This is a genomic window from Streptomyces sp. NPDC005566, assembly GCF_040605575.1.
Taxonomy (GTDB): Bacteria; Actinomycetota; Actinomycetes; order Streptomycetales; family Streptomycetaceae; genus Streptomyces.
Genome location: NZ_JBEXDB010000026.1, coordinates 66,528 through 80,742, shown reverse-complemented (window position 1 = coordinate 80,742; position 14,215 = coordinate 66,528). Strand labels below are relative to the sequence as shown.

Annotated in this window: 13 protein-coding genes and 2 pseudogenes; 8 read left to right on the top strand and 7 right to left on the bottom strand. The window is 69.5% G+C overall.

Annotation, left to right across the window (positions count from 1 at the left end; all coding sequences use genetic code 11):
- Positions 1-187: 187 nt before the first annotated feature.
- From ABZS61_RS31615 to ABZS61_RS31600, 4 genes are all read right to left on the bottom strand, one after another.
- The gene (locus tag ABZS61_RS31615) at positions 188-1,912 is read right to left on the bottom strand and encodes an acyl-CoA dehydrogenase (RefSeq protein ID WP_356428875.1); all 1,725 of its coding nucleotides are present in this window, start codon (positions 1,910-1,912) and stop codon (positions 188-190) included.
- Between the two features lie 35 nt (positions 1,913-1,947).
- Positions 1,948-2,499, bottom strand: coding sequence for a PadR family transcriptional regulator (locus tag ABZS61_RS31610; protein WP_356428872.1), 552 nt, complete (start codon positions 2,497-2,499; stop codon positions 1,948-1,950).
- 445 nt (positions 2,500-2,944) lie between these two features.
- Complete coding sequence (locus tag ABZS61_RS31605) at positions 2,945-4,225, bottom strand: hypothetical protein (protein WP_356428869.1); 1,281 nt, start codon at positions 4,223-4,225, stop codon at positions 2,945-2,947.
- Positions 4,226-4,261: 36 nt separating this feature from the next.
- Positions 4,262-5,614: a hypothetical protein gene (locus tag ABZS61_RS31600; RefSeq protein ID WP_356428866.1), complete on the bottom strand. Its 1,353-nt coding sequence runs from the start codon at positions 5,612-5,614 to the stop codon at positions 4,262-4,264.
- Positions 5,615-5,841: 227 nt separating this feature from the next.
- On the opposite strand from ABZS61_RS31600, the gene ABZS61_RS31595 reads away from it, so the two are divergent.
- From ABZS61_RS31595 to ABZS61_RS31575, 5 genes and pseudogenes are all read left to right on the top strand, one after another.
- Entirely contained in the window at positions 5,842-6,642 is an 801-nt protein-coding gene (locus ABZS61_RS31595) for a M23 family metallopeptidase (protein ID WP_356428863.1), read from the top strand.
- Positions 6,643-6,830: 188 nt separating this feature from the next.
- The gene (locus ABZS61_RS31590; RefSeq protein WP_356428860.1) at positions 6,831-7,880 is read left to right on the top strand and encodes a winged helix-turn-helix domain-containing protein; all 1,050 of its coding nucleotides are present in this window, start codon (positions 6,831-6,833) and stop codon (positions 7,878-7,880) included.
- Between the two features lie 203 nt (positions 7,881-8,083).
- The gene (locus tag ABZS61_RS31585) at positions 8,084-8,350 is read left to right on the top strand and encodes a hypothetical protein (RefSeq protein WP_356428857.1); all 267 of its coding nucleotides are present in this window, start codon (positions 8,084-8,086) and stop codon (positions 8,348-8,350) included.
- A 244-nt stretch (positions 8,351-8,594) separates the two neighbouring features.
- Positions 8,595-8,754 (top strand): annotated as a pseudogene (locus ABZS61_RS31580) (DUF2267 domain-containing protein); the annotation flags it as partial.
- 27 nt (positions 8,755-8,781) lie between these two features.
- Positions 8,782-9,152 (top strand): annotated as a pseudogene (locus ABZS61_RS31575) (DUF2267 domain-containing protein).
- Positions 9,153-9,226: 74 nt separating this feature from the next.
- On the opposite strand, the gene ABZS61_RS31570 reads toward ABZS61_RS31575, so the two are convergent.
- Entirely contained in the window at positions 9,227-9,400 is a 174-nt protein-coding gene (locus ABZS61_RS31570) for a CsbD family protein (RefSeq protein ID WP_356428854.1), read from the bottom strand.
- Between the two features lie 193 nt (positions 9,401-9,593).
- Between ABZS61_RS31570 and ABZS61_RS31565 the strand changes: the two genes are divergently transcribed.
- On the top strand, positions 9,594-9,767 hold the full coding sequence (locus tag ABZS61_RS31565) for a hypothetical protein (protein WP_356428851.1): 174 nt from the start codon (positions 9,594-9,596) through the stop codon (positions 9,765-9,767).
- A 128-nt stretch (positions 9,768-9,895) separates the two neighbouring features.
- On the opposite strand, the gene ABZS61_RS31560 is transcribed toward ABZS61_RS31565, so the two are convergent.
- Entirely contained in the window at positions 9,896-11,014 is a 1,119-nt protein-coding gene (locus ABZS61_RS31560; protein WP_356428848.1) for an acyl-CoA desaturase, read from the bottom strand.
- A gap of 7 nt (positions 11,015-11,021) precedes the next feature.
- A complete protein-coding gene (locus ABZS61_RS31555) occupies positions 11,022-12,077 on the bottom strand; it encodes a ferredoxin reductase (RefSeq protein ID WP_356428845.1) in 1,056 nt (351 codons plus the stop codon).
- An 86-nt stretch (positions 12,078-12,163) separates the two neighbouring features.
- On the opposite strand from ABZS61_RS31555, the gene ABZS61_RS31550 reads away from it, so the two are divergent.
- Both ABZS61_RS31550 and ABZS61_RS31545 read left to right on the top strand, forming a co-directional pair.
- The gene (locus ABZS61_RS31550; protein WP_356428842.1) at positions 12,164-13,303 is read left to right on the top strand and encodes a helix-turn-helix domain-containing protein; all 1,140 of its coding nucleotides are present in this window, start codon (positions 12,164-12,166) and stop codon (positions 13,301-13,303) included.
- Between the two features lie 376 nt (positions 13,304-13,679).
- Positions 13,680-14,018, top strand: coding sequence for a thioredoxin domain-containing protein (locus ABZS61_RS31545; RefSeq protein WP_356428839.1), 339 nt, complete (start codon positions 13,680-13,682; stop codon positions 14,016-14,018).
- Positions 14,019-14,215: the final 197 nt, after the last annotated feature.

Below are 14,215 nucleotides of genomic sequence, written 5' to 3'. Positions count from 1 at the left end.
GTCGACTACGGCGTCGTCGGCGACCTCTTCGCCGTCGTCCCCCAGCTCACCGACGAGGTCAAGTCCCGCAAGGGCTGACCCGCGAGAAGCAGTACATGCGAGGGCCCGTGGTGATCGTCACCACGGGCCCTCGCCGTGCACGTAAAGAAGCCCGAGGGGCGCTGGCGCGCGGCCCAGGTCCTCGGCGTCAGGAGGACTGCATCTCGTAGCCCCCGGACAGCGCCTCGACCTGGGACCAGACGCGGGCGCCGCGCTCGGGGTCGGCGACGGGACGGCGTATGGCGGCCAGGGCCCAGGTGGCCTGCGCGTCGGTGGTGGCGGCCTTGCCGTACAGCTCGGTGGCGTAGGCGGAGAAGTCGCGGATCAGCACGTCGAAGATCTCCTCCAGCACGTCGGCGTCCAGCCCGGTCAGCTCGGCCTGCTCCAGCACCAGCTGGCCGTAGACCACCAGGGCGAAGAGGTGACCGATGACGAGCGAGAAATCGAGGTCCTGCTGCTGGGCCCGGTCGGGAGCGTGCTGGGACAGCAGCTCGCACAGAGCGTCTGCCTGCTCCCGGAAGCGGGCCACGTTCGGCCGGTCGGCGTGCGCGTCATAGGCGGTGCGCCAGTCGTGGAAGCGGATGGCGCCCAGACCGCGCGCCGGGCCCTGCTGGAACAGGAAGGTGTCGTCCGCCGCGTCGAGACGGGTGGGCACGGGCGCGTACTCGGCGGGATCGAACAGGTAGTTGGGCATGAACTTCTGGATCAGGGCGAGGTTGACGTGGACCGTGCCCTCCAGCTTGGGCAGGCCACGGATGTCCCGGGCCGCCTTGTCGAAGTAGGTGTCCTTCTCGAACCCCTTGGCGGCGATGACGTCCCACATCAGGTCGATGACCTTCTCGCCCTCGGTGGTGACCTTCATCTTGGTCATCGGGTTGAAGAGGAGGTAGCGGCGGTCGTCGGGGCCGGCGGAGCGGAAGTAGTCGACGGCTCGGCCGCTGAAGAGCTTCATGGCGACCAGCCGGATGTACGCGTCCGTGAATTCCCGGCGCACGTGGGGGAAGGCCGTGACCGGCTTGCCGTACAGGATGCGGTTGTGGGCGTGGGTGACGGCCTCGTACATGGCGTGTTCGCAGATGCCGATGGACGCGGCGCACAGGTTGAACTTGCCGATGTTGATGGTGTTCAGGGCGGCGTCGAAGGCGGCCTTCCCTGTGTGCATCACGTCCTCGGCGCCCACCGGGTAGTCCTCGAGGCGGAACTCGCTGACGAACATCTGCGAGTTCACCACGTTCTTCACCAGGTGGTAGTCGGGGTGGCGACTGTCCGCGGCAAAGAATACGTAGCCGTCGGGGCCCTCGATGTCGGAGCGGCGGCCGAAGACGGAGACGAGACCGGCGACGTTGCCGTTGCCGATGTAGTACTTGGAGCCGTTGGCGAGGAAGCCGCCCTTGCCGTCCGGGGTGAGGACCAGGTCCGTCTGGTAGATGTCGGCGCCGTGGCTCTTCTCGGACAGACCGAAGGCCATGACATGCCCTTCGGAGAGCAGCTGAGCCGCGCGGGCGTGCGCCTGGGGGTTCTCGCTCTGCCACACCGGGCCGAGGCCGAGGATGGTGACCTGCCAGGTGTACCAGTAGTTCAGGCCGTAGAAGCCGAGAATCTCGTTGAGGGCGGCGTTTCGGGCGGTGTCCCAGCGCTTGTTCCCGTCGTCGGCCGCGTCGGCGGACGGGGTGAGGAATGCGGCGAAGAGGCCCTCCTTGGCGGCGAACTCCAGGAAGTCCGCGTACCAGGTGCGGTCGACGTAGTCGCTGAGGAGCGCCTTCTTGCCACGCGTCTCGAACCAGTCGATCGTGGCCCTCAACAGGCGGCGGGTCTCCGGGTCGAAATGCGCGGGATCGTACGTGCGCGGGTTGAAGAGCAGTTCGCTGGGCATGGAAGGGTCCCTTCTGGGGCCTACGGGTTGCAAGGTCAGCCGATGATCCGGCGAAGGGTCGCGAGGACGTCGTCGAGCCAGGCGAGGTACATGCGCTCGTACTCGATACCGCCGCGCAGCACGACGTGCTGCAGCGACTGGCCCGCGTCCTGCGTCTCGGGGTCGGGGAAGTCACGGCGCTCCCCCGCCAGGTAGCGCTCCAGCATGGCGGTGTGGATCTCCCGGTGCCGCTCCACCTCGGCGAGCAGTCCGGCCCGGCCCTGGGGATCGTCGAAGGCGGCACCCCGAATTTTCACGGCCAGCTCCTGCCGAACCGACTCGGACTCGACAGGCGTCCTCAGCCAGGCGGTGAGCACGGCCCGTCCGGGGTCGGCCACCGAGTACACCTTCTTGTCCGGTCGGCCGTGCTGAGCCACCTCCTCGACGGCGACCCAGCCGTCGGACTCCATGCGCTTGAGCACCCGGTAGATCTGCTGGTGGCTGGCGCTCCAGAATCGACCGATGGTTCGGTCGAAGCGGTTCGCCAGCTCGTAGCCGGAACCGGGCAGCTCCAGCAGGGACACCAGGATCGCGTGCTCAAGGGCCATACGGTGAGTCTGCTGCGCAACTAGTTGCATAGCAACAGACCGCGGCCACGTGCGACACACCTCACTTCGCGGCGACGGCGGCCCGCCCCTGACCGGCCCGCCCTGACCGGTCGCCCCGCCCCGGCGGCTGCCCGTTCGCACGCACTGCTGGGCGGCGCGGCCCTACCGCACGATCTCGGTGCCGACGACGCAGCAACTCCGCGAGGCCACCGGGTGGTGTGCCACCCACTACGCCCGGCGGACGGCGTCGGTTGCGTCGGACCGACCGCCGCCCTGTGCTGGCCGCCACCTCACCGGGCAGCGGCGCGCGGCCGCATGCCCGCCCGTGGACCGCCGGACGCGACAGGGCCGGCCGCCGGTGTCACCGGCGGCCGGCCCGAGGAGTGCTGCCCCACAAAAGGGCGCGGCGATCTGCCTCTCGAACGGGAGAGACGGACTTGGTGGATCAGCAGTTCGGAACGCCGGGAAGCCAGCTGTCGGCCACGTCGATGAAGATGTTGGACACGTAACCGCCGTAGTCCGGCAGGTAGGACCAGGCGTCATTGCTGTGGCCGTCGACCTGGACGAGCTGGCCATGTACCTGGCACTGCACACGCACCGTCGTGGGACCGGGGAGTTGCGCGACCCGGGTGGATGCGCTGGTGGGCTGCTGACGAATGTTGACGTCGGTACCCCAGGTCGGGAAGGACGTGGTCGGAGCGCCGCTGCCGGTCCACAGGTAGGTGACGGTGACCCAGCCGTTGTTGTTCAGACCGACGTTGTAGAACGTGCCGTCGGCAAGATCTATGCCTGCCGGGTTGAGCACTCGGCGACCGGACCCGTCCAGCCCGCCGTTGTAGCCCTCCTGGTAGGCAGCCTGGGCCTCGGGCTTGCCCTGCGGCAGGTTCTTGAAGGACTCGCGGACGGAGGACGGGTTCCAGTAGTCGTCGCGAGTGTTCCACGGGCCGACGTCCCAGACCGGGGCGGTCTCGCAGCGCGCGGGACCGCAGACGCGGACCGAGTATTGACCGCTGCCCTTCGGTGAGAGGCCCCGCCGGGAGGGGAGCGCTACGAAGTGATCGTTGGGAACGATCACGTGCCCGTTCGCGGTGGTGCCGCCGACCAGCCCCTCACGGGTTGCGTAGACGCTGGCCGTTACGGCTTCCGCGGCGGCCGCTTCGTTCAGCGTGCTGCCGAGTTCTGCGCTGAGCGCCAGGGCGTGGACCGTCGGCGCGGTGCCGTCCGGCGCGGAGAGCAGGGTGATGCGGGTCTGCACGCGGGTGACGGCCCGGGGCAGCCGCGCGGCGGAGTCGTCCCGCGCTTCGCGCCACTCGGTCCACCGGCCCAGCCCGTCCTGCCCGCGTACGTCGACGGCGACCTCGGAGCCGGTGGGAACGGTGGCGTCGAGGTCCGGGGTGATCAGGTCCACCGCGCGGTCGAGTATGCGCGCGGGCAGCAGGACCGTGCCCTGTCCGCGGGCTATACGGGTGGAAGCCGGCCGCGGGCCGGGATCGCGGAGACGCAGACTGCCGTCCACACGGCGGACGTTGGTCTCTTCACCGGTGGGTGCGGACAGGTCCGTCCGCCAGCTGACGCCCCCGAGCGGGGCGTCGGCGGGCGCGGAGACGCGCGCGGCGGCAGGGCCGGCGGCGAGCGTGAGAGCCACCACGGCCAGCAGGGAGACGGCGAGGGCCGGCCCTCGTCCCGCGGGTAGGGGGCGGGCGTTCGGTCTCTGGTTGCGGCGCACTGTGCGCCTCCTTCTCGGTGGGGGCGGGGAAGGCCTTTACGGGCAGTTGGGTACGCCAGGGAGTGTGTTGCCGGGGGTACTGATGTAGATGTTGGTGATCCAGCCGCCGTACTGGGGCAGATACGCCCACCAGTCGTTGAGGTAGGGCGGAACAGATACCTGTCCGCCCTGCTTCTGGCAGCCGACGAGGACGTCCACTCCGGCGGGCAGAGTGGTGAGGGCGGCGGAGGAAGTGGTGGCGGCCGCGCGGACACGGACGCCGCTGCCCCAAGTGGTGAACCGGGTGCCGGAGGGGCGGACGGCTCCGGGCACGTTCAGGGAGCCGGTGAGTGCGGTGACCTTGCTGTACGCGGTTCCGTACGGGGTGCCATCGGGATGCAGGGTGAGGACGGCGACCACCGTACGGTCGTCGGGGCCCACGGTGCCGGTGGTGTGCAGTGCCTCGGACGTCAGATCCAGCGCGGGTGCCGCGGCATCGCCGGAAGGCGGCGCGAAGGGGGCCGCCGCGTCGGAGGCCGTCCTTCGGGAACCGGGCCTCGCGATGTCGTTCCCGGGCATGGTCGCGCTGGGAGTCCTGCCTGAGGCGATGCCGGCCGGGCCCTCAGGAGCGACACATCCCCCGGAGGTGAAGCCCGACCAGCCCTGCTTGACCGCCCCTGGCGCCTCGAACGCGGAAGGCAGCCCGAAGCCTTGGTCGAAGCCGTCGGCGGCACAGCGTGTGGACCGGTGCAACGCCCCCAGGACGAGGTCCCGCACGGGTGCCGGCGCCTGGTCGAGGAGATAGCGGTAGACGCGGACGGTGTCCGCGGCAGTGGTCGCCGTGTAACCCCAGTAGCCGGGATAGCCGGCCGGCGGCGGTGCTGTACCGGTGAGCCCCAGGCGGGGCACCATGCGCGAGATCACGGCACTGCCGCCACCGGTGGACCAGTAGTGACTCGCGGCGGCGTCGTTGCTGCTGCTGAGCATCGCCCCGAGCCGGTCCCGGTCCTCCTGCGGCAGATCGTAGGCCGGTCCCCGATTCCACATGTGGTCCAGTGCGAGCAGCAACTTGACCACCGATGCGGAGCGGAATGCGCGGTCCGGCTGGTGCGATTCGGTGAAGCGGCCGGTGAGGCGGTCGAACACCGCGACACCCGCTGTGACGTCGGCGGGGATGTCCACGGCGGTTCGGGTCTCCGCTTCAACTGCCGCAGCCGGCACGGCTCTCGTGGCAGCGGGCCCGGTGGACGGGAGGTGCGCGGAGCCGGCGGACTGCGGACTACGAGCGGCGGCGGAGGGAGTCAGGAGAGGCGCGGCCGCCGCGGAGCAGGCGTACGCGGCGATCAGCGCGGCAGACGTGAGGGCGGTGCCGAGCAGCGACATACGGCGGACGGGACGGAGCGGAAACATGAATGGGGGCTCCTTCGGGGCACGGACGCACCGAGCCGGCGGCCTGGTGACGCTGTGGCACGTGAGCAAACGGTGGTGGGGGGCGGCCGCGAGACGCAAGCAATTCGTTCCTGGTCGAAGGAGGCCGCCGCACGCTTGTCACCGGCACGGGTCGCCGCTACGTTCCCGACGTCCTACCGCGCCTCCGCCCGGTTCCGTCCGGGCCCCTCCCCCACCTAGGAGCATTCGTGAGGTTTCTCAGACGTCTTCCGGCTCTGTTCGTCGCGGCACTCATGGCCCTGGCCGGACTGTCGGTCGCCCCGGCGCAGGCCGGGGAGGCCGGTGCGACGGCCGCGCCCGTCTTCAAGGCGCCCTACCCCTGCGGCCAGCGATGGACGTACAGCCACCACTCGGCCGAGGTGCGCCGAGCGCTGGACTTCGTGCGCTCGGACGGTGGTTCGACGGCCGGCACCCCGGTGCTCGCCTCGGCCGCCGGCACTGCCACCCGCTACTCACAGCCGAGCGGTGCCGGCAACTACATAGCCATCAACCACGGCGGCGGCTGGACGACGTACTACTTCCACCTGTCCGCGTACTCAGTGCCGAGCGGTGCGTCTGTCGCCCAAGGACAGCAGATCGGCGTCACCGGCAGCACGGGCAACTCCTCCGGGGCGCACATTCACTACGAGCAACTGCTCAACGGAGTGGGCCAGAACATCGTGATCAACGGCGTCGGCCTCTCCTACCCCGGCAGCTACAACCAGGCGTACCTGACCAGTGACAACGGCTGCGGTGGCAGCGGCTCCCCCTTCAACACCTGGGGTAGCGGGGTGAACGTTCGCGCCGACGCGCGCGTCAATGCCGCCGTCGTCACCACCCTCGCGGGTCCGACGGCCGTGCGGGTTCTGTGCCAGAAGCAGGGTGACACCGTCAACGCCGAGGGGTACAGCAACAACTGGTGGAGCAAACTGCGCGACCAGAACGGCTTCATCAGCAACATCTACATCGACCATCCGGACGCGAAGCTGCCCGGAGTACCTCTCTGCTGAACCATGACAGTGAATCGTGGGGCCCGGCCGGGGCGAATTCCGGTCGGGCCTGCACGAGTTCCGGCCGGTCCCTCGTTCGATCGCCCCAGGTTACTGACATGCATGCGTCACATCTGTGATGCGCGTAGAATTCCGCAGGGCGGGCGCCGTCAAGCGCCTGCGACCACCGGGGGTGCGCTGTGCTACGGGTGGAATTCACGAGCCAGGAGCTGGCCCGCTTACGCGTCGCGCCCGGCGTGGACCCGCTCTGGGAAACCGCATTGAGTCTGCACCTCCTGCAGAACCGCCAAGCACCTCTCGCGTTCGGCGCCTGGCGCCGCGAGGTGGGGACAGCTCTGCGGCAATCCGGCCTGGTCTCCGTGACACGCGCCCTGACGCGACTCTGCCCGGACGGCTCCTACTTCCCCGATTTCCTGACGCCCGGCCGCGGTGACGCCGATCTCGAATCCGGGCTCGACCGGCTGCTGTCCACCCCCCGGCACCGATTGCGGGCCGAACTCACCCGTCTGCACGCCCACACCGGACACCCCGCACCGGCGGGTCTGCGCCCACTCGCCGACGGCTGTCCGAAGGCGCTGCATCGCCTCGGTGCCGCTCTGCGCGCCTATCACCAGGTGGCCGTCGATCCCTACCTCGCCTCGATGCGCGCTCAGGCGGCGGCCGACCGGACCATACGCGTCCAAGCCGTCCTCACCCATGGCGCGGAGGGCCTGCTCACCGGCTACGACCAACTGCCCGGGTGGCGCTACCAGGACCGGAATCTCCACGCCCCCTACCCGATCGAACGTGAACTCACCCTGCACGGAAGGGCATTGACACTCATCCCGGCCTTCTTCTGCGTTCGCGCCCCGCTCGCCCTCGTCGACGAGGAACTGCCCCCGGTGCTCGTCCACCCCCTCTCACCCGCGCCCGGCTGGCTCGAACGCCGCCACCGCGGCAGGGACGCCCCTGTGGCCCAGCTCATCGGCGCCTCGCGTGCCGAACTCCTCAGGGTGTTGGACCGTCCGATGACCACCATGGACATTGCCGCGGCGTTGCGACTCGCACCGTCGACGGCCAGCCGGCACGCCACCGTTCTCCGAGAGGCGGGGCTGCTCCTTTCCCAGCGCCAAGGTGTACGCGTCCTCCACCACCGGACCGGGCTCGGCCGGGCGGTGCTGGACGGGGCGCCGACACCTCAGGGTGGGTCAGCCGAGCCAGTGGCGTCGGCAGGCTCGGCGGAGCCCCCCACACCCTGACGTGAACATGGCACCCGTTGAACACGGCACCCATTCGGTCGCGGAGCGGGCATCCTCCGACCGTGCCCAATGCAAGGCCCGGTCACGTCTTCCGGCCTTCGCTTCCACGTCGTGGTGTTTCCGCGGAGCTTGTGGGCACCCGCTGGGTTGGGCCGGTCCATTCCGGGATCAGGTCTCAGTGTGATCACCCGAGGGAGTGGCAGATGACAACGCCTTACGGTAACCAACCGACCGGACAGCAGCCCCACGGTGCACCGCAGCGCGAATCGACCGGCAACGTGCTGAGCATCATCGCGATGGTGCTGGGCGTGATCTCGCTGATCTTCCTGCCGATCGTCTTCGGCGTCATCGGCCTGGTGCTGGCCATCATCGCCAAGACCGTCCGGCACGAGCGGCTCGCCGTGCCCGCCATCGTGGTCAGCGCCGTCGGCCTCGTCGGTGGCATGCTCCTCGGCGCCCTGCTGGCGTAACGCATAAAGTGATCCGACACCGGTGCCACCTCGGCCGGTTGTTGTGCCCCACCGCACCCTGGGGCACAACGACCGGCCGAGGTGTTTTCCGGGCGGGCACGAGCGGCCGGGTCCCTGCGGGGCAGCGGGCCCTCCGCACCTCGCAATCCGCCTCCTCACGCCTCACTGCGTATCGGTGGTGACGTGATGCCGATGCGACACGCAGCATTATCTTGATCAGGTCCGCGCGGAGGGCCGGTACGCGACCGTCCAGGAGGCCGAGCGGGTGGCCCGCGTCGTCCTGGCTCTCCTGGGCGCCCACCTCGTCGGCACGGTACGGGCCGAGCTCGCGGCCCGGCTTCCCGAGGCGTACGCCCTGATCCTGCTCAATCCCCCTGCAGGCGGCGGAACCGTTCTCGCCCGAGCGTTTCGTCCGTGCAACTGCGGCCTGGATCGAAGGCGTCTACCCCACACTTGAGCGCGCGGAAGAATCCGCACGCACTGTCCTGGCCGCACTCGGCCGGCAGATCACCGGCGAGGAACGCGTCGACCTCGCCCAGCGCCTGCCGCTCGAAGCGGCCCTTGCCCTGACATCCTCGACTCCCGACATCGAACAGCTCAGCGGCTGGGGTTTCGCCAGAGACCTGGCCACACGAACCGGAGTCAGCCCGGCCGTTGCCCCCTGGGACACCGGCGCCGTACTCGCTTCAGTCTCCGCCTCACCGGGCCCGACCTCCTCGCCCGCATCCTCCAGCGACTCCCCGACGGCTACGCGCTCCTCTTCGGCCAGGCCCAACTGCGCCGACACCAGCCCGCTGCCTGAGTAGAACCGGCTGGGCTGACACGCGTCGGGACCGGGACCGCACCTGCGGTCCCGGTCCCGACGCATACGTGGGGTCAGTGCTTGAAAGCGTCCTTGGCCTTCTCCTTGGCCCCGCGAGCATCACCCTTGGCCTGCTCCGCGCGGCCCTCGGCCGTCAGTCGCTCATTGCCCGTCAGGCGCCCAGCGGTCTCCTTGAGCTTGCCCTTGGCCTGCTCGGCCTTTGCCTCGGTCTTCTGCTCACCAGACACAGCTGATCACTCCCTGTTCGATGGAAAAGGTCTTACAGAACCCCGTATGACCGGCGAACGCCAGCTCAAACAGACGGGCGGCATCGCCCCAGTCGCAGCCGCACCCCACCCGGCTCTGCCTCGTCCCTCCACACGTACTGTCGGCCCAGGGCCATGCAGGGCTGATGGTGAGCGCGGGATCGCGTCAGGCCGGGTGCCGTCAAAGATCTACGCCCGCCTCGTCCGCGAGCTGACGCCGTCCCCCGCGCCAGGTTGCCCCCTGGGGCACACGGCGGTGCGGGTGGGCCGCACCCCCGACGAACTCGCCTTCGCCGCCCTGACCCCCGTCGACAAGAGGACGCACGCCGTGGCCCCGCACCTGCCGTAACAGAGCTTCGGCCCCGCCCTCCCCGACGGGGCCCGCGCAGGCGCTGTGGGCACTCGCAGGGCACATCGCCAAGAAGTACCCCGCCACCGAGCCGGACACACAAGCGCCAACGCCCTCGCTCCTGGGAATCAGGCCGCGACGAGGTCCCGCTCGCGGTCCGGCGTCTTGACCTTGGGCTTCTTGTTCGGCAGGGAGAGCCGGAAGACCTTGTGCCACGCGGAGACCACCTGCTTGGGCAGCGGCCCGGTGACGTACTCCAGCTCGTACTTCTCGAACAGCGCGCGCACCTTCACCGCGACCTCGGCGTACCGGTTGCTCGGCAGGTCCGGGAACAGGTGGTGCTCGATCTGGTGCGACAGGTTGCCGGACATGAAGTGCATGGCTTTGCTGCCGCTGATGTTCGCCGAGCCCATCATCTGGCGCAGGTACCACTGGCCGCGTGTCTCGTCCTTGATCGACCGGCGCTCGAAGACCTGCACGCCCTCGGGGAAGTGCCCGCACATGATGACCGAGTGGGTCCAGATGTTGCGGACCAGGTTCGCGGTGAACGTGGCGGCGAGGGTGGGGAGGAATGACGGGCCCGACAGCAGCGGGTGGATCACGTAGTCCTTGAGTACCTGCTTGCGGATCTTGCGGCCCACGGCCTTGGCCCGCGCGCGGAACTCCGGGCTCTTGCGGCGGCGCTTGTGGAGGTTCTTACCGAGCTCAAGGTCGTACGCTGCGATGCCGTACTCGAAGAAGCAGGCGTTGATGAAGTTCCACAGCGGTTGGCCGAGGTGGAGCGGGTGCCACTTCTGGTCCTCGTCGACGCGCATGATGCCGTAGCCGAGGTCGTTGTCCTTGCCGATCACGTTGGTGTACGTGTGGTGCAGCTCGTTGTGCGAGTGCTTCCACTGGTCGGCCGGCGAGACGTGGTCCCAGTCCCAGGTGGTGGAGTGGATCTTCGGGTCTCGCATCCAGTCCCACTGGCCGTGCAGGATGTTGTGGCCGATCTCCATGTTGTCCATGATCTTCGCCACGGACAGACCGGCGGTGCCGATCACCCACGCCGGCGGGAAGATCGAGAACAGCAGCACGCCCCTGCTGACCAGTTCGAGCTTGCGCTGCGCCGAGATGACCTTACGGATGTAGGCGGCGTCCTTCTCGCCGCGGCCGGCGATCACCTCGTCGCGGATCGCGTCCAGCTCGCGGCCGAGCTCCTCGATCTGCTCCGCAGTCAGGTGGGCGGTGGGGTCGATGGCGGTCAAGGTGCTCCTACCGTTCGATGTCGCATGGGCCCGCCGCGGCGGACACGCAGGTCTGGATGAGGACGCCCGGCTCGGCCTCGGTGATCTCGCCGGTGCGCAGGTCGCGAACGGCGCCCGCCTTGAGCGGCGTGACGCAGCCGAAGCAGATGCCCATGCGGCACCCGGAGGGCATGAGCACGCCGGCCTCCTCGCCGATGTCCAGCAACGGCGTGGCGCCGTCCGCGTCGACGGTCTTGCCGGTGGTGCTGAAGGTGACCTCGCCGCCGTCGCCGGCGACGACGATGCCGGGGCGGAAGCGTTCGGTGTGCAGGCGCTCTCGTACGTCGTGCTTGGCCCAGTGTTCTTCAGCGGCGTCGAGCAGGCCCGCGGGCCCGCAAGCCCAGGTCTCACGCTCGGCCCAGTCGGGCACGAGTTCGTCGAGACGGGCGATGTCGAGCATGCCGTCCGTGTCGGTGTGCACCTCGGTGAGCCGCAGCTTCTCGTCCGCGACGAGGTCGTGCAGTTCGCTGCGGAAGATCACGTCTTGTGGCTGGGGCGCGCAGTGGACCATGACGACGTCGTCGAACTCGCTGTCGCGCAGCATGCCCATCACGGGCGTGATGCCGCTGCCGGCCGTCAGGTAGAGCACCTTGGCGGGCTTGGCCTGCGGCAGCACGAAGTCACCGGTCGGCTGGTCGAGCTGGACCAGCGTGCCCGGTTGCGCCCTGCGGACCAGGTGGTTGCTGACCTTGCCGTCCGGGATCGCCTTCACGGTGATCGTGACGCGGCCGTCCTGGCGGTTTGTCGGTGAGGTGATGGAGTAGGCACGCCACAGGCGCACCCCGTCGACGTCGACCCCGATGCGCACGTACTGGCCGGCGGTGTGGCCGCGCCAGCCCCGTCCCGGCCTGATCACGATGGTCGCGGCGTCACCCGTCTCGGGGTGCACGGCCTCGATGCGCCCACGCAGGTCAGCGCCCGCACGCAGCGGGCTGACCAGGTCGAGGTAGTCCGACGGCAGCAGCGGCGTCGTGACCATCTCCAGCAGTTTCCAGGCCCTGCTGCGGAGGGCTGCACTCGTCATGGCTCCAGCTTGCTGCGCCTCGAGGCGTAAAGTCCTGACCGTAGGACGTAAATCTGGTCGGCTGAATTGTTCGCAGGGAACAAAACGTGAGTCATGCAATCCGGAGGGCCAGCGAACTGGCCCTCAATGAGACGACGGTCACCGCGCTTCGGGCCGCGCTGAAGACCACCGCCGACGAGGTCGTCCAGGCGATCATCGACGAGGTCCCTCCCTACGCCAACGCTCTTTCCGGCCGCATGGGCGGCACCATGCGCCGAGCCGTCCGCACCGCTCTGGGGCACTACCTGGACCTTGCGAGCGGGAACGCCACAGGCGGCGACGCCGGTGACGCAGCCTACGAGCTGGGCCGCGGCGAGGTGCGCGACGGCCGTTCGATGGACGCCCTGCTCAGCGCCTACCGCGTCGGCGCCCGCGTGGCCTGGCGATGCCTGGCAGCGGGTGCCGTACCCGCAGGTCTGCCCGCCGCCGAGGTCGCCAAGTTCGCCGAGCTGACCTTCGCCTACATCGACGAGCTCTCCGCCGCGAGCGCCGCGGGCCACGCCGACGAACTGGCCGCCCGGGGCAGGGCCCACGAGCGCCACCTGGAACACCTGGCCCGCGACCTCCTCGCCGGTGCGAGCCCGGACGTGTTGCTGGCCTCTGTTCGACTGGCCGGGTGGCAGCCTCCGGTTTCGCTGACCGCGGTCCTGCTGCCCGCCGCCCAGGCCCGGCCGGCCTACCGCGCGCTCGACCCGGGCACCCTCGTCCTCGACGATCTGCCGGACGCCACCGGTGTGCTGCTCGTCCCCGATGCCGACCGACCACATCTCTTGCGGCAGCTGACCGACCGCGCAGCCGTGGCCGGCCCGGCCCGGCCATGGACGTGTGCGTCCGCCTCGTACGCACGAGCCAAACGCGCGCGCTCCCTCTCCTCCGAGATTCGTGACACCGAGGACCACCTGCCCGAGCTGGTGCTGAGCGCCGACGCGGACGCGTTTGCAGACCTGCGTACCCGAGCCCTCGCACCATTGCGGACCTTGCCTGTCGCGACCGCACGGCGGCTGGAGGAGACGTTGCGGGCGTGGCTGCTGCACCAGGGCAGGCGGGACGAGGTGGCGGCGGCGCTGTTCGTCCATCCCCAGACAGTCCGGTACCGGATGTCGCAGTTGCGGGAGCTGTTTCCGGATCTCGCATCGCCACAGCGGGTCCTTGAACTGACGCTGGCGGTCGGTCTTCGGGTCAGCTGACGCGTACTTCGACCGTCCACGACCGCGTCCACGAGCGGTCAAGGAATCGTGCCTCGTTCTCGGAGCCATCAGCCGGCACATGCGGCCCGGGGAAGAGGGGGATCAGCCTGCTGAGACCCTTTCACGCCGTCTGGAGGGCGCTGTGCTGGGGCGAGCTGACCCACGGGCGCGCGGCGGGCCGCAGCTGGGTGACCGGCGGGGCGGCCAGGTCGGGCCACCGGGCGGGGGCCGGGCCACTCGCCCCGGGGTGAGTGGTTCTACAACAGCCCCGTGGATCCCTTCCAACAGGCCGACCGGACGACCGACCGGGCCGGACTGGCACACCGCGCGGGGGATGATGGGGATGGAATGACGGAATATGAGGTCAGGAGCTTCCATGGCGACGCGGGTTCACCGACCCCGTGAGGACGCGGAGTTCAATTTCATCCTCGGGATGAGCAGAGTTCCGGTCCTCGCATACTTCACCGGGACATGGCCCAAGGCAATCGAGCCCTGCCGGGTGATGGACCTCGTCGTGGGTGGCATCGCCGACGACTACATGGGCCGCTTGACAGCCGTCCGCGCCGACATCACACGCTGTCCGGCCGCAACCGAGCGATACGGGATCACCGGAGCCCCGTCCTACGTCCTGCTGAAGGAGGGAGAGGCGGTGGCGCACGGCACGGGGCCTATGACCAGCGCCGAGGTACGGAAGTTCCTGGACGGCCACCTCTGAGCGGCCCGCTGCGGCACGTGACCGCGACGCCCGTCACGTCTCGTCCACGGGCGCCGCCTGAGACACCCTGGGCTGAGACACCTCCACAGGTCATACGACGCCGTCCGGGACGAGGCCTCCCGGAAGCTGCACGGCCGCGGCCACGAGATCGACACGTCCCCCTGATGTGCGTACTCCAGTGATGCCCTCCCCCGCAA